General features: G+C 28.1%; 24 protein-coding genes. 11 read left to right on the plus strand and 13 right to left on the minus strand.

Features of this window, described 5'->3' with window-relative positions; all coding sequences use genetic code 11:
* Window positions 1–54: 54 nt before the first annotated feature.
* From I0K12_RS10415 to I0K12_RS10440, 6 genes are all read left to right on the plus strand, one after another.
* Complete coding sequence (locus tag I0K12_RS10415) at window positions 55–576, plus strand: hypothetical protein (RefSeq protein WP_196887769.1); 522 nt, start codon at window positions 55–57, stop codon at window positions 574–576.
* A gap of 626 nt (window positions 577–1,202) precedes the next feature.
* On the plus strand, window positions 1,203–1,343 hold the full coding sequence (locus tag I0K12_RS10420) for a hypothetical protein (protein ID WP_196887771.1): 141 nt from the start codon (window positions 1,203–1,205) through the stop codon (window positions 1,341–1,343).
* A gap of 175 nt (window positions 1,344–1,518) precedes the next feature.
* Window positions 1,519–3,075 (plus strand): NAD(P)/FAD-dependent oxidoreductase, encoded by a 1,557-nt coding sequence (locus tag I0K12_RS10425; RefSeq protein WP_196887773.1) that lies wholly within the window; start codon window positions 1,519–1,521, stop codon window positions 3,073–3,075.
* 191 nt (window positions 3,076–3,266) lie between these two features.
* Entirely contained in the window at window positions 3,267–4,583 is a 1,317-nt protein-coding gene (locus tag I0K12_RS10430; RefSeq protein WP_196887775.1) for a DEAD/DEAH box helicase, read from the plus strand.
* 133 nt (window positions 4,584–4,716) lie between these two features.
* Complete coding sequence (locus I0K12_RS10435; RefSeq protein ID WP_196887776.1) at window positions 4,717–4,959, plus strand: DUF1456 family protein; 243 nt, start codon at window positions 4,717–4,719, stop codon at window positions 4,957–4,959.
* Window positions 4,960–5,015: 56 nt separating this feature from the next.
* Complete coding sequence (locus I0K12_RS10440; RefSeq protein WP_196887778.1) at window positions 5,016–5,435, plus strand: hypothetical protein; 420 nt, start codon at window positions 5,016–5,018, stop codon at window positions 5,433–5,435.
* Window positions 5,436–5,484: 49 nt separating this feature from the next.
* Here I0K12_RS10440 and I0K12_RS10445 read toward each other — a convergent pair whose 3' ends face one another.
* Window positions 5,485–6,387: an alpha/beta hydrolase gene (locus I0K12_RS10445; RefSeq protein ID WP_196887780.1), complete on the minus strand. Its 903-nt coding sequence runs from the start codon at window positions 6,385–6,387 to the stop codon at window positions 5,485–5,487.
* A gap of 34 nt (window positions 6,388–6,421) precedes the next feature.
* On the opposite strand from I0K12_RS10445, the gene I0K12_RS10450 reads away from it, so the two are divergent.
* Window positions 6,422–7,042, plus strand: a complete 621-nt coding sequence (locus tag I0K12_RS10450; protein ID WP_196887784.1) for an L-threonylcarbamoyladenylate synthase — start codon at window positions 6,422–6,424, stop codon at window positions 7,040–7,042.
* A gap of 60 nt (window positions 7,043–7,102) precedes the next feature.
* Here the strand turns inward: I0K12_RS10450 and I0K12_RS10455 are convergent, their stop codons facing one another.
* Entirely contained in the window at window positions 7,103–7,384 is a 282-nt protein-coding gene (locus tag I0K12_RS10455) for a hypothetical protein (RefSeq protein ID WP_196887786.1), read from the minus strand.
* Between the two features lie 84 nt (window positions 7,385–7,468).
* On the opposite strand from I0K12_RS10455, the gene I0K12_RS10460 reads away from it, so the two are divergent.
* Both I0K12_RS10460 and I0K12_RS10465 read left to right on the plus strand, forming a co-directional pair.
* Window positions 7,469–8,194, plus strand: a complete 726-nt coding sequence (locus I0K12_RS10460) for a DUF434 domain-containing protein (protein WP_196887788.1) — start codon at window positions 7,469–7,471, stop codon at window positions 8,192–8,194.
* 11 nt (window positions 8,195–8,205) lie between these two features.
* On the plus strand, window positions 8,206–8,865 hold the full coding sequence (locus I0K12_RS10465; RefSeq protein ID WP_196887790.1) for a hypothetical protein: 660 nt from the start codon (window positions 8,206–8,208) through the stop codon (window positions 8,863–8,865).
* Between the two features lie 65 nt (window positions 8,866–8,930).
* Here I0K12_RS10465 and bshC read toward each other — a convergent pair whose 3' ends face one another.
* The 5 genes from bshC to I0K12_RS10490 form a co-directional block, all read right to left on the minus strand.
* Window positions 8,931–10,526 carry a bacillithiol biosynthesis cysteine-adding enzyme BshC gene (gene bshC, locus I0K12_RS10470; protein ID WP_196887798.1) on the minus strand — a complete coding sequence of 532 codons (1,596 nt, stop codon included), beginning with the start codon at window positions 10,524–10,526 and terminating at the stop codon, window positions 8,931–8,933.
* A 12-nt stretch (window positions 10,527–10,538) separates the two neighbouring features.
* Window positions 10,539–11,240 (minus strand): methyltransferase domain-containing protein, encoded by a 702-nt coding sequence (locus I0K12_RS10475; protein ID WP_231372739.1) that lies wholly within the window; start codon window positions 11,238–11,240, stop codon window positions 10,539–10,541.
* Window positions 11,241–11,298: 58 nt separating this feature from the next.
* Window positions 11,299–11,808 (minus strand): hypothetical protein, encoded by a 510-nt coding sequence (locus I0K12_RS10480; RefSeq protein WP_196887799.1) that lies wholly within the window; start codon window positions 11,806–11,808, stop codon window positions 11,299–11,301.
* A gap of 66 nt (window positions 11,809–11,874) precedes the next feature.
* The gene (locus I0K12_RS10485) at window positions 11,875–12,243 is read right to left on the minus strand and encodes a hypothetical protein (RefSeq protein ID WP_196887801.1); all 369 of its coding nucleotides are present in this window, start codon (window positions 12,241–12,243) and stop codon (window positions 11,875–11,877) included.
* 99 nt (window positions 12,244–12,342) lie between these two features.
* Window positions 12,343–13,791 (minus strand): hypothetical protein, encoded by a 1,449-nt coding sequence (locus tag I0K12_RS10490; protein ID WP_196887803.1) that lies wholly within the window; start codon window positions 13,789–13,791, stop codon window positions 12,343–12,345.
* A 189-nt stretch (window positions 13,792–13,980) separates the two neighbouring features.
* Between I0K12_RS10490 and I0K12_RS10495 the strand changes: the two genes are divergently transcribed.
* Window positions 13,981–15,300 (plus strand): MutS-related protein, encoded by a 1,320-nt coding sequence (locus I0K12_RS10495; protein WP_196887805.1) that lies wholly within the window; start codon window positions 13,981–13,983, stop codon window positions 15,298–15,300.
* A 15-nt stretch (window positions 15,301–15,315) separates the two neighbouring features.
* On the opposite strand, the gene I0K12_RS10500 is transcribed toward I0K12_RS10495, so the two are convergent.
* A complete protein-coding gene (locus tag I0K12_RS10500) occupies window positions 15,316–15,627 on the minus strand; it encodes a hypothetical protein (RefSeq protein WP_196887806.1) in 312 nt (103 codons plus the stop codon).
* Window positions 15,628–15,738: 111 nt separating this feature from the next.
* Here I0K12_RS10500 and I0K12_RS10505 point away from each other — a divergent pair, with 111 nt between their 5' ends.
* The gene (locus I0K12_RS10505) at window positions 15,739–16,956 is read left to right on the plus strand and encodes an aldehyde dehydrogenase family protein (protein ID WP_196887808.1); all 1,218 of its coding nucleotides are present in this window, start codon (window positions 15,739–15,741) and stop codon (window positions 16,954–16,956) included.
* On the opposite strand, the gene I0K12_RS10510 is transcribed toward I0K12_RS10505, so the two are convergent.
* The 5 genes from I0K12_RS10510 to I0K12_RS10530 all read right to left on the minus strand — a co-directional run bounded on the left by I0K12_RS10510 (window position 16,923) and on the right by I0K12_RS10530 (window position 20,642).
* Window positions 16,923–17,324: a DUF2809 domain-containing protein gene (locus I0K12_RS10510; RefSeq protein ID WP_196887810.1), complete on the minus strand. Its 402-nt coding sequence runs from the start codon at window positions 17,322–17,324 to the stop codon at window positions 16,923–16,925. The two genes, I0K12_RS10505 and I0K12_RS10510, sit on opposite strands and share 34 nt — an antisense overlap.
* A gap of 58 nt (window positions 17,325–17,382) precedes the next feature.
* Window positions 17,383–18,516, minus strand: coding sequence for a DUF2891 domain-containing protein (locus I0K12_RS10515; protein WP_196887813.1), 1,134 nt, complete (start codon window positions 18,514–18,516; stop codon window positions 17,383–17,385).
* Between the two features lie 72 nt (window positions 18,517–18,588).
* Complete coding sequence (locus tag I0K12_RS10520) at window positions 18,589–18,915, minus strand: hypothetical protein (RefSeq protein ID WP_196887815.1); 327 nt, start codon at window positions 18,913–18,915, stop codon at window positions 18,589–18,591.
* 92 nt (window positions 18,916–19,007) lie between these two features.
* Entirely contained in the window at window positions 19,008–19,223 is a 216-nt protein-coding gene (locus I0K12_RS10525; RefSeq protein WP_196887816.1) for a hypothetical protein, read from the minus strand.
* A 204-nt stretch (window positions 19,224–19,427) separates the two neighbouring features.
* Entirely contained in the window at window positions 19,428–20,642 is a 1,215-nt protein-coding gene (locus I0K12_RS10530; RefSeq protein ID WP_196887818.1) for a TlpA family protein disulfide reductase, read from the minus strand.
* Window positions 20,643–20,711 lie beyond the last annotated feature (69 nt).

Consider the following 20,711-nt stretch of genomic DNA (forward strand, 5'->3'; position numbering starts at 1 on the left):
ATATTTTGTTTTTTTCTTTTTTATTATATAATTGAGGAGATTTTTAAAATTAATATGAAAAAATATTTACTATTCATTTACATTTTAATTTTTTCATCCTGTGTAAGTGTGAAAAAATCAAAAGCAACAAAGCCTGTAACGAAACTTTCCGAAGAAAATTTATATCAAATTTTAGGAACTTATAAAAATTCTTCTCTTAATTCAATTGGTCATCTCTGGGGAATACTTAATTATAGTTCCAATAAAGAATTTAAAAATGAGAAAGATTTAGTAGTTGAAATTTATCAAGAAGAAAATCAAATTTATGCTGCTTTGAAAGATGGTGAGAATATTTTGGATACTAAGAAATTAAAAGGGAGAATTCATCAAGATTTTTATTTGTTAAATACTCAAATGAAGTTTGATACTTTTTACTTTTTGATTAATGGAGTAGGAGATTCGTCTGTGAAATTAACTTTACATAATCAAAACTTATATTGTTTAACAAAAACAGAAGGTATTGGATTTATATTGATTGTTCCTGGCTTTGCATCAGGAGGAGATTTGACAAATTATGAGTTTGAGAGAATTAAATAATTTATAAAAATCATGAAAAATTGGACAACAAAAGAATTGCTAGAAAGCATTATTGAATTCAAGTTTATGGTTCCTGATGTGAGGGAATGGAATGAAAAAATTTTGATGTATTAATCTATACAAAGTATGTAGATTATATAGATTTTTTTATGTAATTCTTAAGACTGAATAAAATGTTGACCTAATTTTTTATGTCATATTCTCAGTATTTTTCGTTTTATTAATGGATTCCTCAATAAATTGTATGACAAATGTATTACATTTGTAGTATATTTAATTTTTTATGATTATTGAATTGATAAAAATATGTAAGCATTTTTACATGAAAATATATTATCAATCAAAATTGGTTTAAAAAAATAGGATTATAAAAATAGTGTAGTTTTTAAATTTAATTATATGTTTTTAATAAAATAATTCTAAAATTATTACATATCTTTGAAGAGTAGAGTTCATAACAAATGAATCTGTAAGTTTAAAAATAGTTTTAACAAAAAACGCTGAAGCGCCAACTTCAACGTTTAATTAATTTTGTTATAAATTGTTTAGCGAACAAACTTATAGAGACAAATGTAATGAATTCATAAATTAAAACAATGCTTTTTAGCATATAAAATTTACAATTTATGAATAAATTTAAAAAGAACCAGGAAAACCAAGGTTCTAAAAGAAGAGGTTTTAAATATTACTTTACAGTTTTCTTAGGAAAAACATTTGGTTCAATTGTTTTTGATTTTTTAAAAGAAAATGTAGATGATATTTTTTAAGCATTTGTCTTCGGAAAGACATTAAAACTACAAAGCCGTTCAAATCGAACGGTTTTTTTATATGATCCTTTTACAGGTTCTGAAGGTTCGATTTAAAACCAAAACACAAAGACAACTTTAAACATTTGCTAAATCAAATTTTTGTACTTTTGCGCTCTAATACAGAATACTGATTATGCCGACTACAATTCGACTACAAGTTGCTCCGGAGGTTGCAGCAAATGAAGAACTTTTAAAGAAACATATTTCAAAGCTAGAAGACATTCCTTTAGAAGAAATCACAGCTATTGATATTGTAAAAAGATCTATAGATGCACGCCAAAGAGCAATTAAAATAAACTTAAATGTAGAAATTTATAGAAACGAAGTTTTTGAAGAAAAACAATATGAATTGCCAGATTATGAAGATGTTTCTAATAAAAGAGAAGTGATTGTAGTAGGTGCTGGTCCTGCCGGATTATTTGCCGCTTTGCGATTAATCGAAAAAGGTTTGAAACCAATCGTTTTAGAGCGAGGAAAAGATGTAAGAGCAAGAAGAAGAGATTTGGCAGCAATTACAAAGTTCCATATCGTTGATGAAGATTCAAATTACTGTTTTGGAGAAGGTGGAGCTGGAACTTATTCGGATGGAAAATTATATACGCGTTCTAAGAAAAGAGGAGATGTGCAGCGAATTCTACATTTGTTAGTTGCACATGGAGCGACACAAAAAATTATGGTAGAAGCACATCCGCATATTGGAACTAATAAATTACCAAAAATCATTCAAGAAATTCGTGAGAATATTATTCGTTTTGGTGGAGAAGTACGTTTTGAAACTCGTGTGAAAGATATTTTGATTAAAAATAACAAAGTAACAGGAGTAGAAACTCAAAATGGAGATATCATCGAATCGGATCAAGTTATTTTGGCAACAGGACATTCTGCAAGAGATATTTTTGAATTATTACACCATAAAGGAATTTTGATTGAAGCAAAACCTTTTGCACTTGGAGTTCGTGTGGAACACAGTCAGGAGTTAATTGATAAAATTCAATACAAAGCACCAAGAGGACAGTTTTTACCACCTGCACCTTATAGCATCGTAAAACAAGTTTTAGGAAGAGGAGTTTATTCTTTCTGTATGTGTCCTGGTGGAGTTATTGCGCCTTGTGCTACTGCACCTGGAGAAGTAGTAACAAATGGTTGGTCTCCTTCAAAACGTGATCGAAAAACTTCGAATTCTGGAATTGTTGTAGAACTTCGTCAAGAAGATTTTCAAAAATATAAAGAACATGGGCCATTAGCTGGAATGTATTTCCAAAAAGAAATTGAGCAAAAAGCTTGGAGTATGGGAGGAGAGACGCAAAAAGTTCCTGCGCAGCGTTTGGTAGATTTTACAAAAGGAAAAAAATCAAATTTTATCCCAGAAACTTCTTATATGCCTGGAACAACTTCAGTAGATTTAGGTGGAGTTTTACCAGAATTTGTACATAAAACATTACAAGGAGGGTTTGTAGAATTTGGAAAATCAATGCGTGGTTATATGACAAATGAAGCAGTTGTACACGCTCCAGAATCTAGAACTTCTTCTCCTGTGAGAATTCCTCGTACAAAAGAAACTTTAGAGCATCCTGTAATCAAAGGATTATTTCCTTGTGGTGAAGGAGCTGGATATGCTGGTGGAATTATTTCTGCAGCAATTGATGGAGAGAAATGTGCTGAAAAATGTGCTGAAACTTTTGGAAATTAATTTCCTACTGAAATTTTGACTTCGACTCTAATCGCTAACGATAGTTTGTAAACGTGACCACACAAATGTTTGAAAAAATGGGCACACTTTACAAAAGTGCGCCAGGTTTACAAAAGGAATGAATATTTCAAATAAAATAAATTAAGAATTATATAAAAGCATCTTAAGGGAGATGATTTCCCTTGCAAAAAATGAAAATATTAAATACAACAAAGGAAAAAATCTTAGAGAACTTAGGATTCCAAGATTTGAATGTAATGCAGAAATCTACTTTTGATGCTTCTAAAAAACATTCTAATATTTTATTATTAGCTCCAACTGGAAGTGGAAAAACGGTTGCATTCATTATGAGTGTTTTATCAAGAATCACAAGAAAGAAAGGAGTTCAAGTACTGATTATTGCTCCAACAAGAGAGTTAGTTTTACAGATTGAAAGTGTTTTGAAAAAAATGAAACTTCCTGTAAAAGTCAATGCATGTTATGGAGGTCATTCTTTTCAGCAAGAGAAAAAGAATTTCTCAACTCCTCCAACAATTTTGGTAGGAACACCTGGAAGAATTTTAGATCATATTGAAAGAAAAACGTTTGATTCGATAACGGTAGATCATTTGGTTTTTGATGAATTTGATAAATCTTTAGAGTTTGGTTTTTCAAATCAGATGGAATCAATCATGAAATATTTGCCAAATGCTAACTCGAAAATTCTTGCTTCTGCTACACAGTCTATTGAAATTCCAAGTTATATTCATTTTGACAATTATTTTACTGTAGAGTCAGAGTTTAAAACAGAAGGAACTTTAGAAATAAAACAAATAACTGTAGAAAAAGAAGAGAAACTAGAAGGTTTGTTAGATGTTTTAAATCAATTGGAAAGAGGGCAAAATGCGATTGTTTTTGCAAACCACCGTGAAGCTTGTGATCGAATCAGTGAACATTTAGATGAACATCGAGTGGTTTATGCTACTTTTCATGGAGGTTTAGAACAAGAAAAACGAGAAGCTTCTTTGACGAAATTTAGAAATGGAAGTGCACAAGTTTTAATTGCTACAGATATTGCTGCTCGTGGAATTGATATTCCAGAATTGGATTATGTGATTCATTATCAATTGGCTTTACAAGAAAGTACTTTTACACACAGAAATGGAAGAACAGCAAGGATGAAAGCTTCAGGAACGAGTATTCTGATTCGTACGTTTGGAGATTATCTTCCACCATATTTAGATGAAGAGCCAGAGACTTTTGAAATTGATCCGACAAAGCAAATTGAAAAGCCAGAATGGGTTACTTTTTATATTGGAAAAGGAAAAAAAGACAAAATCAGTAAGTTTGATTTGGTAGGTTTCTTTTTACAGTTTGATTTTATGCATAAAAATGATTTAGGTCTGATTGAAGTAAAAGATTTTTCTGCACATGTTGCTATTCGTAGATCTAGAAGTGCGCAAGTTTTTAAAGCTGTTCAGAAGAAAAAGATAAAATCGAAATCTGTGAAGATTCAATATGCAAAATAATTTAAACTAACATTATCACGAATTTCAGATTTTAAATTCCCCTCTTGAGAGAGGCTAGGGGTTTGTAAATCTTACATTTAAATTTCCTGAAAAAATCAAAAGTGATATTGTTTAACATATAAAAAATAAAATTATGCCTTTAACGAATAACGATATAATGAAAAAAATGCGAGTAGCTCATAAATTGACAAATGAGGATATTATGGCTATTTGTGCTTTGGTTGATTTTAAAGTTTCAAAGAGTGAATTAGGAGCTTTATTCCGTAAAGAAGGACATCCAAAGTATATGGAATGTGGTGATCAGATTTTAAGAAATTTCCTAAATGGTTTGGTGATTCATCTGAGAGGACCAATGCCTGAGAAGAAAAAAGATTAGTTTTTTTCAAGCTAGTTTGATAATTTTAAAACCAATAATCAAGCTTAGACTTAAAAATGAATCAAATAGAAATTCAAGGAGATAAAGTAATTTATACTTCTAACTTTCATTCTTATGATAAAGATATTAGTTGGAATTTAGATGTGAAATCAATTTCATTTATTGGTTTTGTAAACTGTATGGATGGAGATGATGATTCAGATTTTCTTGTTTTTATTGATAAAGAATTAGATAAATATTTTTTAAATATCTCAAGAAATTTAAATGGTAAAGAGAGTTTTAAACTTTTATTAGAAAAGAATTTTAATATAAAACTTGAGGATTACGATTTAATAGAACAATCAAAAAATATCATTATTTACCCAAAAGAATATTTAGGTAGAAATTTATATCAGAATTCTTTTAAAAAAAGTATGTTGAAAATCTCAGGATTTTGCCATGTAGCTGATGGAGAACTGAATGATTTTATAAAATAAAAAAAGACTGATTTCAAGAAAGAAATCAGTCTTTTTTTAATGTATTTCTTTATAAATTCGCTTGAATGAAAGTAGTCAGTTTTCCATAAACATCCATTAAATTTTCATCATTCCAATTTGAATGATCTTGTCCTTCATAAATATAATGTTCATGTAAAATATTTAGTTCTTCTAACTTCACTTTTAGGTCTATACTTTGAGAAGTTGGTACTAATTCATCATTGTCTCCATAAAATAAAATTGTAGGTGGAGCAGTATTATCTACAACATGAATTGGACTAGAATTTTTAAAATAATCAGGATTATTTTCAGGTGTATTTCCTGTAGCAAGTTCAATTAGAGAATATAAATTTTGAATAACAGAACCTTCATTATCTAAATAATTTGGATCCATAAAATTCGTTGGACCAACAACACTTGCAATTACGTGAATTTTATCATTATATGTAGAGTTAAAACCATATAGCATTGATAAATGTCCACCAGCACTAACTCCTAGTAAACCAAAATTAGAAGTAATTTGGTACTTTTCATTGTTTTCGATTAAATACTGAATCACACTATCAATATCTGCTGTCATATTATCAAAAGAGAATTCAGCTTGTGATAAATATCTATAATTTATAGAGGCTAAAGCATAATTTGGAAGCGTTTGTTGAATTTCTTCAATAAAAGGATTCATATCTGCTTTGTCTCCACCTAACCAAGTTCCTCCATGAACAAGAATCAATGTTTTTGTAGTCTCAATCGTTCTATTTGTTGGTAAGTATAAATCAAATTTTTGTCGTGAATGTTCTCCGTATGCAATGTTTTTCTTTTCATATTTCTCATTTGTATCTATAACCTCAATATCATTATTTACTGTAGAATCGTCATCAGAAGAACAGGCGAACGTAAATATTAATAATATTAAAATTGTGAAATGTTTAATTTTTTTAGATAGAACTTTCATGTAAATTTGTTTTTTGAATTAATAAGTTGTATTCATGTCTAAAATTATTAAAATTTACGAAGATAATCCCAATCCAAAGGAGATAAATAAAGTTGTAGAAGTGTTAAAACAAGGAGGATTAGTTATTTATCCAACTGATACAGTTTACGGTTTAGGTTGTGATATTACTAAAACCAAAGCTTTGGAGAAAATTGCAAAAATCAAAGGAGTGAAGCTTGAAAAAGCTAATTTCTCTTTCATTTGTAGTGATTTGAGCAATCTTTCTGATTATGTAAGGCAAATCGACACGGCAACTTATAAGGTATTAAAACGAGCTTTACCTGGTCCTTACACTTTTATTCTTCCAGGGAATAACAGTTTGCCAAAAGTATTTAAAAAGAAAAAAACAGTTGGTATTCGTATTCCAGATAATAATATTGCAAGAGAAATTGTAAGTCAATTAGGAAATCCTATTATTTCAACTTCCATTTATGATGAAGATGAATTATTGGAATATACGACAGATCCAGAATTAATTTTCGAAAAATGGCAAAATCTTGTAGATATTGTGATTGATGGAGGTTATGGAGATAATGTTGCTTCTACAGTTATTGATCTTTCAGAAGGAGAACCAGAAGTGATTCGTGAAGGAAAAGGAGAAATTGATTTTCTATAAAATTATAAAATTGAAAAAATAAAATGAAACATAAACCTTATTAAACTAAGGTTTATGTTTTTATAAAACGCTATTAAAAAGAAATCCTAAAATTACAAGACCAACTACAGCAGAGCAAATTATAATAATTCGATTTCTATCCTCTATTGCTTTTTCTTGTTTTACTTTTAGTTTAAAAGCTTCCATTTCTTCTTCCGAAAACTCATTATATTCATATTTCTCATCAGAAGAAGTTCCATAAATTTCTATGTTTTCTTTTAAAGAATTTCTTTTTCGAAGTTGTGCTTTATTTGCCTTTACAGACTTTTGCATTTCTGATGCAGGTCCAAATCCAAATCCCATATTTTTACAATTTATTTTACTTCAAATATAATTTTTAATTTGATTTCTATCAAATTTCATGTAAAATTGTGAAAATTAAAAAAAATGCCAAATACACAAAAACACCGAGGAGCAAATCCAAAAGATGCTAAACTTTTTGCTGAAAACAACTTACCGAAATTAAAAAAAGCATTAATCGATTTGAGTTATTTAGTTGGAAGAGATTATAGTCCAAAAGCTTCACTGAAATTAATTGGAGATCGATATCGTTTTTCGGACAGACAAAGACAAGCACTTTCACATTCTGCTTGTGGTGAAAATCAGTTGAAAAATCGTATTAAAAAACACATCTCAAAAGAAAATTTAAAAGGTCAAAATATCGTAATTGATGGTTATAATCAATTAATCACTTTGGAAGCAGCGCTTTCCAAAGCACCTATTTTTATTGGAATTGATGGTTGTTGTAGAGATATTGCAAGTGTACATAGTACGTATAGAAAAGTGGAAGAAACCATCACTGCCTTGGAACTTTTTGGTCAAGAATTAAAAGATTTGGGTTTAAAAAAGATTCTTTGGGTTTTTGATAAACCAGTTTCTAATAGTGGAAATTTAAAACAATTTATTGAAGAAATATCTGAAAAAAACGGTTGGAATTGGGAAGTTATTTTAGAATATAATCCTGATAAATATGTAGCTGAAAAAGAAGATTGGGTAGCTGTTTCCACAGATAGTTGGGTTTTAGAAAGAGCAGAAAAATGGTTTAATCTAAATGGATATATTATTGAGAAACATATAGAAAACCCTTGGATTGTAGATTTTAGAGAAAATTAAATAATTATAATATGAAAAGAGTATTAATGACAGCATTACTTTGCTGTTCCATTGCTATGAGCGCTCAAGAAAAAAGTGATAATATCAAAGAATATTTTGATCCTACTAAAATAGATTTAGAAGATGTTCAAGAGATTTTTGAAGATATGGGATATGTCAATTATAAATATCCTATTAAATTGAAAAAAGGAGAAATTCTAAATGTTGTTATCGAAGAGTATGAAAAGGGTAAATTGAAGTCTTCGAAAACGATGATAAATAAAGAAACTATAAATCAATTTAATAATGATGGAATAGATTATTTAAGTTATGTTACTCCAAAATTTAATAAATCAGAAACTGAAAAAACATTTACTTATAAGTTCAGAACCTTTGAAAAAGGTAATGAGAACCTAAGAATTATCCCAAGTATTCCTGGTAGTGAGGAGATTTTTAATTTTGATTTATCAAAGATTGTAAACGGTAGTTTGAATTGTGAATATTCGACTGTCGATATAATTGATGAAAAAGGATTTTTAGAAGTTAAAGAAAAAACACTTCTATTATTTTATTATGGTATTCAAGATAGAAAAAGTAATATTTTACTATGTTCTTCAGGTATAGAGAAAGAAAAATTATTAAAAAGATATGATTATTTAATTTTTGTTTACCTAGAACCTTATCAAAGATAATTTAATAAAAAATGAGTTTGAAATTTAATACTTCAAACTCATTTTTTTATAGTTTTTATTTCTAACTATTCTAACTCCAAAATTGTAAAATTTTGCTCAAGAGGTTTCATGTTTTCAAAAAGAATCGGAATCAATTCTGGTCCGAAATTCTCAATTACTTCAGACATATTTCGTTTTCTTTCTTCAAGACTCTGATTTGGGAACATTTCTCCACGAAGAACCTGAATTCTTGTAACCACATCATAAAGTTTTTTCTTTTGTGCTTTTAAAAGTCTTTTCTCAAGATTTTTTAAACCTTTCAATTGTTTAACTTTTTGTGCTTTTACAGCTCCAGTAAAAGAAGAATCTGTTTTTTCTGCTAAAACTTCAAATTCGGAGAACATTTTTTCTAAAGTTTCAATTTGATCTGAAAAATCTAAATCTGGATGCGAAAGTTCTTTTACTTTTTTATTGACCAAATCATCTTGTTTCATAAACACTTCTTCTATCGAAATATTTAAGTTTTCAAGTTTTTTATATTGTTTTTTGGTCATAATCATTCCTGAATTTCTAAGAAGTAAAATCGGGAAAGTCAATTTCTGAGATTCGAAAAATGATTTTAATTCTAACCAATAAGCCAATTCACCACCACCACCAATGTAGCAAAGATTCGGAAGAATTGTTTCTTGGAAAACTGGACGTAAAATCACATTTGGACTAAACTTTTCAGGATTTGTATTTAATTCTTCTAAAATTGCTTCTTTAGTAAAAACCAAATTAGAATTATTTATTTTGTAAAATCCGTTTTCTTCTATAATTCTTTCTCTTAAATTTTCTTCTAAATAAAAAAGATTAATTTCTCTAGGATTTACCTGAATTTTATAATTTTTCCCAAGCTCAGCGTTGGTTTCAGAAACTTTATCAAAAGCTGTGTGATTTATCAAATCTTCTTGCATTGTTTTTACAAAAAGACTTTTCAGATTTTTACGATCTCCATCTACAATCACTAAACCGTATTCTCCAAAAAGTTCATTTACCATATAACGAGTCGCATCCGCAAGTGTTTTATGGTTTAAATAAGCTTTTTCAAATAAATCTTGTAGATATTTTGCATTCCGGTTTGAAGTCATTTCTGTTTTCAATAAAGAAAAAACTTCTTCTAATCCTTTTGTATCAAATCTTCCAACAGCTCCACCATCTTTTCTATTCCAAGAAACTTTATTTCCCTTATAGAAAAAATGATTTATTTCATCAAAATCATGATCTTCTGTTGCCATCCAATACACAGGAACAAAATCATTTTCTGGATATTTTTCTTTTAATTCTTTGGTTAAATTAATTGTCGAAACAATTTTATACAAAAAATAAAGAGGACCAGTAAAAAGATTCAATTGATGCCCAGTTACAATCGTAAAAGCGTTTTCATTTAATAAAGAAGAAATATTAGATTTTGTAGTTTCTGATACTTCAAAACCTTGGTATTGTTGTGTTAAATCTTGAACTAAAACAGTTCTATTTTCAACAGGGAAGTTCTCTTTTTTTAGAGCAATCTGAGATTTAAAACCATTCAAATCAGGAAAATTCCCATAAAAAGATTTTAAAGATTCTTTTTGCTCCAAATAATCACACATCAACTTCGAAAAATATCCTGTTTTTTGGTATTTCAACTCATGTTTTCTCATCTTCACAGAAATTTATTTGATTCTTTTAAATAATGTATAAACATAAGCTCTAGAAGCTCCTCCAGGATTAATAAATGTATGATCGAAATTTTTAATCAATTCAAAATCATCTCCCAATCGCTCTGAAATCATATCTTTATCATATCTACATAAATCTAATCCACAACATTTCAAAGCTCCTTCCAGGTTAAAAGTTGCGATAATCACATATCCGTTTACTTTCACTACTTTTTTCAACAAATCAAAATAAGATTGTTTGTCTTTTTCTTCCAAAAAGAAGTGTAAAACAGCACGATCATTCCATAAATCAACTTGAGGAATAGTATTTAAAACAGTAGAATTTGTCAAATCATCTTGTAGATAAGAAACCGACTCTTTACCACATCTTTCTTTCAAAATGTCTAAAGCTTTTGCAGAAAGGTCTGTAGCAATCAGGTTAGAATATCCTTTCGAAATCAAATCGTCAATCAAAGTAGTAGTTCCAACTCCTACGTTCAGAATTCTTGCGTCTTTTGCTAAACCTGTTTCTTCTATTAGTTCAATAGTTGGTGTAGCTTCTTTTTCATACCAACCAAGTTTTTCCGTTTCTTTATCCGTATAAGCTTTGTCCCAATGCGTTGATAAGTGGTTGTCTTTTGTACAACATTCACCTGGAGTATCTTTTTTATTCATGTATTGTCTTGTATCGTTTTCTATAAAAATTGAATGGCTCAAATTACTACTTTTGACGGAATCTTTTCAGGATTCTAACATCTTTTTAACATTTCGATTCTTATTTCAAAGAATAATTAAGTTCGTATTTTTTTTCAGCATTCTCATCATTCCATAAATCACGCTTTCTTTGTAAATATGGAAAATAGTGAATTTGACTATTTCCGGAGTTTTGAATTTTCTGGATTAATTCCTCTTTTTTTCCTAAAAGATTTTCATAAGGAAAGGTTTTCCTTTTTTCTAAATAAGTAATCCAGTTTTCAAGTTCAATTTCTGAAGTAAGTTCAATTTCTACCAAACTATAATGTAATTCAATAGGTCTTCGTTCCATTGCACTCAAACGACGATAGATTTCATTGTAAGTTTTAAAATATTCGTTGTCTAAAGTTGTAGTTTTTTTATCGATAATTATCAGATCAAAAAAATGATCCTCTCCTCCCCATCTTCCTTCTTCTATTTCGTTTTTGGCAAAAGTTTTTAGTTTTAAAATAATAGGATGTTTCTTTAACCAATCATCGCTAAAGTTTTTTAAATAAAATGTTACAGATTTTGGGAACTTAAAATCTACCATATATTAAAAAAAGTTTAAAATATTTTTATCATTATATTACAAATAACGATAAATTTTTAAACTTTTCTATTGCATACCTGGAAAAGCTGTCACTTTTTCAACCTTTAAATCTTCAAAAGCATCTACAACTCTTATTTTAAAATCCTCAAAAGCCTCGACTTCTTGCCACTTTCCGCATTTATCAGGAAAAGCTTCTACAAACTCAACTTTTATATCAGGAAAAGCATCTACGTATCGAATTTTGATATCTTCGAAAGCATCTACAAATTTTACTTTTCCATAAAGTTTAATGTCTTCAAATGTGCAATCTCCTTTTTTTAGAGCAAGAATTAATTTTTCCTTTTTGCTTAAAATTTTCTTATCTGATTTTGGACTAAATGAGCTATTAAGAAAGAGTAAACCTAAACTTAATAACACAAGGCATTTATTAAACATAAACCTCATATTTTTTATTGAAAATTATTTAATTCTCCTCTTGAGAGGGGCTAGGGGTGTGTTCTAAATTAATAAAAGCTTTCAAACATAATATAATTATCATTGAAATTCTTTTAAAATAATATGTTGATTTTCATCATGAACATAACCCAAAACATATTTATTCTGATATTCAAAAACAATTACATTTTCTTTTTTCAATTTATGATTTTTGAAATAATTCCCCATTTTTTCAAGTGCTAAATTAGGCTTTTTAACATCTAATCTTTCTAAAGAATTGGAGTCAAGCATTGAAAATATCTTTTGAGATTTTCCTTCTTCATAAATAAAGAAATTACTGTAAGAATTCAATCTTCTATAACTTTTCAATTGATTTGATTCTAAATTATCACTAACAATAGGAGCGATATTACAATCTAATAAATTGAAATTAGTATCCATATCATTTGGGTTTTCATATGCAGTTTTATGAATATTAAAAACACTAAATTCTAAAAAGTACTTATTTTGAAATGGAATAACTTGAAGAGCCAAAGGACCTTTAGCATATTTTTTGAAAATTCTTGTAGGATCTACTCTTTTTTTAGTTCCATTTGAATTTGGAGCTAAACTAGTCTTTGAGAAATTTTTATCAATTTGATATTCACTTATTTTTTTATCCGTTTTCAAATCATAGGCTACAACAGTAAGATTATCTTTATCCACTACTGCTTGAAAAATAACATGATTTTGAATAAAAGAATTGGAGTTTATTTTCTCTGAAAAATCATTATTTACTCTTGGTTTTTTATACTCCTTAAAACTATTTTCGAAAGATTCTAAATCTACATTTAAAACATAAGTTCGATAATCATTCTGATCAATGGTCATGTATAAATTGGAATCGATCACATAATATTTAAAATTGCTGAAAAGACTTTTTACTGAATTTTCTTTGTCTGGATTGATTTCATCAAAAACTCCAGCTGTTCTGATCGCACTAGAAAAAGTTCCATTTTCTTCACTTTCAATAAATATATTCGAAGCATCTATCTGATGTTTTTTTGAAAATCGAGCCTTTTTAAACTCATAAAAATTTAAAATAGAAGAGTTTTTGTTTACAGAAATAAGAAAATTTTTATCGTTATAATTGACAATTTCGACAAAATATTCTTTGTTATTAAAATCTATTGGAGCATTTATTTCTTCGTGTTTTTCTGGAGAATGATTCGAAATATGGATTCCTCTTATTTTATTTAATTTTTTGTCTGTGTAAAACAAATTTAACCCGTCGCTGTCAAAATTAGCTTTCAGGAAATATTTACATTTTGAATAAGATAGAATATGAGTTTGTTGGTTAGAAAATTCTAGCTCATTTTTAAAATTTTGAACATGAACTTTTCTTTCTTGAAGTGTAATAATACTAAACTTATTTTCTGCCGTAACAGAAAAAGTTGTTTGTGAATAATTACAAGCGGATTTTTCTTTAGATTCGAATTCCTTAATTTGAGCAAATAATTTTGTATATAAAAAAATAAAAAATAGCGATAAAAGTATTTTTTTAAACATAATATATTTTTTATGCTAAAATAGTATTTATTCTGTCTTTTTCAATTTTCTTTCTTTTCTTTTTTAGTGAAAAATGAATTTGTTAACATTAGAACTTTTAACTTATAAGAAAAATTTAACTTTTTAAACAAATCGACTTTATCAGAATTATATTTTATTTGAAAAGATATAAATCTGATATTTTTAGCTATGAAATTTGAAATTGACAAACAGACACTTTCTGAATTAGAATTATTTTCACAAGGTTCCAATTCTATTTATAAATTATTTAAACAAACGAAAACCGAAAAAGGAGAATTAACTTTGTATAGTATGATGCATCAGCCATCAACAGATATTTCTTTCTTGAAGAAAAGAACTGAGACCATTCGTTTTTTTATGCAAAAAGAAATCTCTTTGAATTTTCATAATTTCGAATACATTGAACATTATCTAAAATATGATGCAGAACCAGGAAAAATTAATGCAGTTAACTATTATTTGTATCACAAATTTTTCAATAAACAGGGAGAAAGTCATATTTATTTGCTGACGATGGGATTGGAAGCGATTAAAAGTATTTTTCAGGAACTTAGTGAATTAAAACAGTATTTTTTAGAAGAAAATTTACCAGATTTTCTAAAGGAATTATTTGAAGAATTAGATTTTTTTGCTCAAAAGGAAAAGTTTCAAAAATATCTTTTTAAAAATAGAAAATGGAGTGTTCAAATATTAAGCTCTTTGGATTTTCAAATTAGAGAAAATTATAAGGCTGAATTCACCAGATTTTTACAAAAGATTTATTTGTTGGATGCTTATATTTCTATAGCCAAAGTAGCAAATGAAAAAAAGTTTGTACTTCCAGAATTTATCGAGGCGGAATCACAAGTTTTTGAAATTTCAGACTTAAAACATCCATTGATTCCAGAAGCTGTTCCAAACGATGCTGATATGAAAAATCTTGAAAATATGTGTTTTCTCACAGGACCAAATATGGCTGGAAAATCAACGTATTTAAAATCTATTGGAATTGCAATGTATCTCGCGCACATTGGTTTTCCTGTGGCCGCAAAACAGATGAAAACAAGTGTTTATAATGGAATGATGACTACCATAAATCTTTCGGATAATTTGCAACAAGGTTATAGTCATTTTTATGCTGAGGTAAAGCGTTTGAAAGAAGTTGCTTTGCAGATTAAAGAAAAAGACAAAATGTTTGTGATTTTTGACGAGCTTTTTCGTGGTACAAACGTAAAAGATGCTTACGATGCTTCATTGATGATTTTGAATGCTTTTTCAAAAATTAAATCGAGCACTTTTTATATTTCAACACATATTACAGAGATTTCAGAAGAAATAAAAGACAATCCAAATATTCTATTTTTATATATGAATTCGGAGTGGAAAGAAGAGGAGCCTTTTTATGATTATAAAGTTAAAGAAGGGATTTCACATGAAAGACTTGGTTTGTATATTGTTCAAAAAGAAAATATTGTAGAGATATTAGAAGAAAAAACTAGTTCTGTTTAGAACTAGTTTTTAATTTTATTCCGACATAAGTGGGTGATAAGAAATCGTAGTATAACAATTCTCCTTACAATTTTTATCTTTATTACATGTAACAGCTTTTTCTAAAGCGGTATCTAAATCTTTATAAACAGCCGAGTATTTTCCATTACTTGGACAATCAATAGTGAATACAGGAGCATCAAAAAAGGAAACGTCTTTAGCATAAATAAAACTAAGTTTTTTACGAGTCAATTTTTTTGTTTCAAAGTTCATATTAAAACTTTTTGAAATGTCTCCTTTTATTTTTAAAAAAACAGAAGTATTTTCTGAATCTCCAATACGTTTCATTTGTTTTAAAGATATTTTTAGATTTTGATTAAGACTTGTTTACGATTTTATTAGCGCAAAAAAATATTCTTTTTTTCTAGCTTTAAGTTGCTAAATAGAGAATGTTTGAATATGAAGAAATCATTAGAGAATTTAGTAGCTTTTTCTGATAATTTAGGAAAGTTAGAGCACAACCAAGAATTTTTAAAAGCTTTTTCAGAAGATACAGGATATTCAATACCAAATATTAAAAAAAGAGAAATTCATTCTTCCAAAGCATTTATGGATTATAAATTGGAAGAAATTCAGAAAAAAGTAGCTTCAGATAAGAAGTTTTACTTCCATAAAAATAAACACATTCACAAAGTTTTTTGTTTACTTCCAGGAAATGCTGCTTTGTATGCCTTTTGTGCAAAAGTGTTAGTTCCTGCAGTGATTTGTGATGTTTCTTTGAGTATTTCTTTTCCATCAAGACTTCGTAAATCCAAGGAGTTTTTAGTGCCGCTTTTTGAAAAATATTTACCAAATATCAAAATTTTAGAAACCAAAAGTAAATCGGAATTATTCCATCATGTGATTAATGAAACAGATATTGATACTGTTGTAGTTTTTGCTTCTGATGTTTGGATTAGTGAGTATATTGGTGAATTTATTGATACTAACAAACGTTTAATTTTCGAAGGACCAGGAAATGATCCTTGTGTGGTTTTTGAAGATTATGACAAAAAAAGTGTGAAAGATATCGTACAAGCTTGTTTGAATAATTATGGGCAATCGTGTTCTAGTTTAAAACGAGTTTATGTAAAAGAAGCTATTCATGACGAATTTGTTTATGAGTTAATTGATCAAATTGATCAACACATAAAAGAAAATCCAGATGCGAATAATTCGATTTTTTCGTCCATTGTGTTTGATAAAATAAATTACCAGATAACAGAAGCAAAAGGAAAAGGAGCGAAGGTTGTTTATGGAGATGCTGCAATTAAAGATTCAAAATTTAATCCTACGATTTTGTTAAGTCCAAATCATACAACATTGGTTTTAGAAGAAAATTTTTATCCAGTAATTCCTGTTGTGAAATTTAAAGATGAAAAACATGTAGAAACGCTAATTTTTGAATCAAATTATGGTTTAAATTGTTCTATTTTTGGAAATTATTCTGAAGATTTTTTAGAAATGATGAAAAATAATCATAAAAGTGTTTTTAAAGATTCTACGATTGTAAATCACGAAAATCATCATGAAATTACAAAACTTGGAGGTTATCGAAGATCTGGATATATTTTAGAAGATGGAATTAAAAAACATGGTTCTTTCTATCTAGAAGATTTAATTTTTAGAGATAAATAACTTTTATCCAAAAAGAAAATAAAACAAATACCAATTGTATAAAGTAACAAATCTGACCAAAGAAAACCTTGACCAAGAACTAAACTGCCAATTCTTGTTTGACGAATTTCTACAATCCATGTTGCTTTGTACAGTTGGAAAAATTCTACGAAAAAACAAAAAGCCAAACTTCCTATAAAAGCTATTTTTAAAGGTTTTTCTACTAATAAAAATCGTAATCCTAAATAAATTAATACAGCATAAAGCGCATCACCAAAATAAGAAATCACAAAAGAAGGCATAAAAGACATTCGAGAAGAAAGTCCTAGAAAAATAGTTAGAATTGCTAAAAAGAAATAGAAGATTCTTTTTTTTAAATTGATTTTCATAGCAAGAAATTGATTTTAAAAAAATCCCCTTTTGAATAAAAAAGGGGATAAGTGTATTTTAATTTTGTTGTTGTAAAGCATAAATAGCAAAAGTTCCAAGCCAGTGAGAACCTTCATAAGAATCTCCAGTCAAGTTTGGAAGCGAATAATTTATATGCTCGTTTGCCAAAGTATTTAGATGTGCAAATTTTGGTGAAGTTTTCGCAATTTGATAAAAACACCACGCACGACTAAAATTCAAACCATCTAAATGAACCAAGTGTCCATCCGTTCTATCCGTTACAATTCCTGGTTTTAAATCAAAATTTGGATTGCTTAATTCTGGTAAAAAGGCATTCACCCAAGTAAGAAATTCTTCTTTAGGTAAAATTTTCGCCATCAAATCTGCTTCTTCCAAACAAGGAGAAAGAAAATCCGTTCCACTAGGTTCCCAACCAATCGGACAATCCTGATCATTCATATAAAAATCCCTAGCTCTTTTTTCAATCACATTTTTCAAGCTTTCATTTTTGGTAGTTTTTGCATAATCATAAGCCAAACTTAAACCAAAAGCTGTATTAGAATGCGTACCAACACGAACAGGATAATTCAATTTTGGTAAAAATTCCTCATACCTTGTTGCAATGATTTCTTCTAGAGGTTTCAAATTCTCCGAAAGCTCTTTTCCTAGAGGATCATTCCAAGTTTGTAATTCTTCCGCTAACTTTAGAAGCCAAGCCCAACCATAAGTTCTTTCATAAGATTTGTTATAAGGTTTGTTGAAATAAGCTATTTCTGCTGCAATATTTTCAGGGCTAATTCTTTGTTTCAATTTTTCTCTAATTTCTTCCTGATTTTCGATGTCTGGAAAAGTTTTTAAAAGAGAAACCAAAGACCAATGCCCATGAACAGCCGAATGCCAATCAAAACAACCATAAAAAGCTGGGTGTAATTCTTTCGGACTTTGAATGTCTGCTGCACTATTTACAACCTGACTTGGTTTGTTCGGATATTCCGTTTCAATACAATGCAAAGGAAGTTCCGATAAACGAATTGCTTCTTCTAAAGTTAGTTTTGGAACTTTTACATCTTTTGGAGTTTTTTTTTCTACAATTTCTTCCGTATTATTTTTCACTTCTTTTGGTGGAGTTTGATCACAACTCAATGTTATTGCTGCAAAAACAGCTATAATTGCTATATTTTTAAGTTTCATCTTATTCAAATTTCTCGAAAAATAGTGATTTTATTTTGAACAAAAATTTCTCGAAATAAAATTTATAAGAGATTAAATCAAAACATCTATTTTCTGGACAATTTCTTTGACTTTATGATTTATAAACCGAAGTTTTTCTAAATGAGAATCAATTTTTTTTAAGGTTTCATTCATTTCGAAGACACAATTCTCACATTTCACAAAATGTTTTTCTAATACGTATTTAGTGTCATTTTGTTCTTGAACTAAAGCTTTTTTTATTTTAGCTAAACCACCGATTTCTATATCAATTTGTTCTTTCTCTGAAAATTGTAAGCAATGTTCAGAAAACCTCTTTTCAACATTTAATCTTTCAATAATTTCTTCAACTTCTTCAACTTTTTCTGTTTTTTGATTCAAAATAGCATCATAATGCTTTTCGTCTAAACAATAAGTGTTTTCATAATGAGAAATTTCATGTGCCTTTCTTTTCTCATTTAATGAAATTAGTTTTAATGATAGTTTTTTTGTTTCTCTTTTAGCTTCTTGTATTCATCCACTAATTTTTTTAAGTAAGCATCTTTTTTTGTTTTTTTCTCAAGAGATTTGATGAATTCAATTTCTTCTTCATTTCTAGGAATATTTTTAGATAAATCATTGTACAGACCTTGTTGTGCAAAAATCATGTTAGAAATTAGAAACATTGTAATTAGCAAAGTTTTTTTCATAGATGTAATTATTTAGAGTTATTTAATTTTCATGCAAATTTTAAAGAAGGGGGATTTTCTTTTTCATTTTGAGATAATTATAAAAAATAATTTTGAAGAAATGCAAGTTTTGTTTAAGAAAAGGGTTTCTTGAGAAAGATGAAAGAAAAACTAGATTTTATCTGCTTTTAAATTGATAAAATCTAGTGAAAAAATAAAATCTAATTAAAGCTTAATTTTATTTTTTTGAATTAGTTTATCTATAAGTTCAGGACTTGGATTAATTTCGATAATTTTTCCTGTATCATCAACTAAAAATTGCGAACCACCAGAACCTGTGATATTATATTTTTCCCAAATTTTGTATTGATCTTTTATTTCAGGAATAACTGCCCATGGGTAATTATGTTTTTTGACAATTGTATCATATTTATCTCTGTTTGAAATTCCTCCCATAACAGAAAACACTGCAAATCCATTATTTTTATGTTTTTCATAGACAGGTTTCATATTATTACTTTTTTCAATACAAGGGCCGCACCAAGGAGCCCATAAATCAATAAGTGTATATTGATTGTTCTTTACAATTTCCTTTAAATTTATATGTTTTCCTTCTGCATTTTCAACTGTGAGATCAATAAAACTCCCTCCTTTTATCGCTTTTAAAATTCCATTCAACATATTAGAAGAAACTTCTGTATAAGGATGATCAGGAAATTTCTTTTGGTAAAAGGAAACAGATTCCATGATTTGAATATTAGATTCAAAATATTTATTTGGAAATCGCAATATGTCAATCAAATTAGAATAACCATATAAATCAACATGTGATGTATAATATTTTCCAATTTTTAAATCAGCTTCTTTGCTTAACTTTTTGTAGTGTTTTTTAAGAGAATCAATTTTAGGTTGAATCTTATTTTTTTGAACAATATCTTTTGTTTCTGTTAATTCTATATATAAAGAATCAATTTCGTTATCAATTTTATCAAATGGCTCAAATAAAGGCTCGAAAAAAGCATTTTTGGAATATTCTTTTGGGCTAATTTTTCCTGAAATTACATGAATGTTTTTTTCTTTCGTTACGAAATTTAACCCATTGTAATTAAATTCAATACTATCTTGTTCTGTGTAAAACTTTAAGGGAACCCAATAGCCCTTTTGATGCGCTTTAGAAGAAACTAATTCATATTTTTCAATATGTTTAATAGAATCCATTTTGTAAGAAAAATTTCCGAGAGAATCGACAGGGATTTTTGCAATTAAATCATAGCGAAGATCTTTATTAGATTTTTGTAAAAGTAAAGTGTCATTTTTATAAATAGGAATATTACCAAAAACAGTACAAGTTTTCGGAATAGTATTTTCTTTTTTTTCAGCTGAATTAGAGCTACAAGCAATTATAAAAATTGAGGGAATAAAAAGTAAATATTTTTTCATATTAATTTTTTTTAGTGTGCTAATATAGAAAATTATATATATGAAATAAAAAAATCCCCTCCAAAAAGG

This window comes from Aureivirga sp. CE67 (assembly GCF_015767245.1).
In the GTDB taxonomy this organism is placed as follows: domain Bacteria; phylum Bacteroidota; class Bacteroidia; order Flavobacteriales; family Flavobacteriaceae; genus Aureivirga.

Coding starts and splice junctions, on each gene's coding strand:
- I0K12_RS10445 (WP_196887780.1), bottom strand. CDS start 6,387: ATGAAAGTTCTATCTAAAAAAATTAAACATTTCACAATTTTAATATTA.
- bshC (WP_196887798.1), bottom strand. CDS start 10,526: ATGAGAAAACATGAGTTGAAATACCAAAAAACAGGATATTTTTCGAAG.
- I0K12_RS10485 (WP_196887801.1), bottom strand. CDS start 12,243: ATGTTTAATAAATGCCTTGTGTTATTAAGTTTAGGTTTACTCTTTCTT.
- I0K12_RS10440 (WP_196887778.1), top strand. CDS start 5,016: ATGAATCAAATAGAAATTCAAGGAGATAAAGTAATTTATACTTCTAAC.
- I0K12_RS10415 (WP_196887769.1), top strand. CDS start 55: ATGAAAAAATATTTACTATTCATTTACATTTTAATTTTTTCATCCTGT.
- I0K12_RS10525 (WP_196887816.1), bottom strand. CDS start 19,223: ATGAAAAAAACTTTGCTAATTACAATGTTTCTAATTTCTAACATGATT.
- I0K12_RS10450 (WP_196887784.1), top strand. CDS start 6,422: ATGTCTAAAATTATTAAAATTTACGAAGATAATCCCAATCCAAAGGAG.
- I0K12_RS10495 (WP_196887805.1), top strand. CDS start 13,981: ATGAAATTTGAAATTGACAAACAGACACTTTCTGAATTAGAATTATTT.
- I0K12_RS10430 (WP_196887775.1), top strand. CDS start 3,267: ATGAAAATATTAAATACAACAAAGGAAAAAATCTTAGAGAACTTAGGA.
- I0K12_RS10530 (WP_196887818.1), bottom strand. CDS start 20,642: ATGAAAAAATATTTACTTTTTATTCCCTCAATTTTTATAATTGCTTGT.
- I0K12_RS10505 (WP_196887808.1), top strand. CDS start 15,739: ATGAAGAAATCATTAGAGAATTTAGTAGCTTTTTCTGATAATTTAGGA.
- I0K12_RS10425 (WP_196887773.1), top strand. CDS start 1,519: ATGCCGACTACAATTCGACTACAAGTTGCTCCGGAGGTTGCAGCAAAT.
- I0K12_RS10455 (WP_196887786.1), bottom strand. CDS start 7,384: ATGGGATTTGGATTTGGACCTGCATCAGAAATGCAAAAGTCTGTAAAG.
- I0K12_RS10510 (WP_196887810.1), bottom strand. CDS start 17,324: ATGAAAATCAATTTAAAAAAAAGAATCTTCTATTTCTTTTTAGCAATT.
- I0K12_RS10500 (WP_196887806.1), bottom strand. CDS start 15,627: ATGAAACGTATTGGAGATTCAGAAAATACTTCTGTTTTTTTAAAAATA.
- I0K12_RS10460 (WP_196887788.1), top strand. CDS start 7,469: ATGCCAAATACACAAAAACACCGAGGAGCAAATCCAAAAGATGCTAAA.
- I0K12_RS10515 (WP_196887813.1), bottom strand. CDS start 18,516: ATGAAACTTAAAAATATAGCAATTATAGCTGTTTTTGCAGCAATAACA.
- I0K12_RS10490 (WP_196887803.1), bottom strand. CDS start 13,791: ATGTTTAAAAAAATACTTTTATCGCTATTTTTTATTTTTTTATATACA.
- I0K12_RS10465 (WP_196887790.1), top strand. CDS start 8,206: ATGAAAAGAGTATTAATGACAGCATTACTTTGCTGTTCCATTGCTATG.
- I0K12_RS10480 (WP_196887799.1), bottom strand. CDS start 11,808: ATGGTAGATTTTAAGTTCCCAAAATCTGTAACATTTTATTTAAAAAAC.
- I0K12_RS10435 (WP_196887776.1), top strand. CDS start 4,717: ATGCCTTTAACGAATAACGATATAATGAAAAAAATGCGAGTAGCTCAT.
- I0K12_RS10420 (WP_196887771.1), top strand. CDS start 1,203: ATGAATAAATTTAAAAAGAACCAGGAAAACCAAGGTTCTAAAAGAAGA.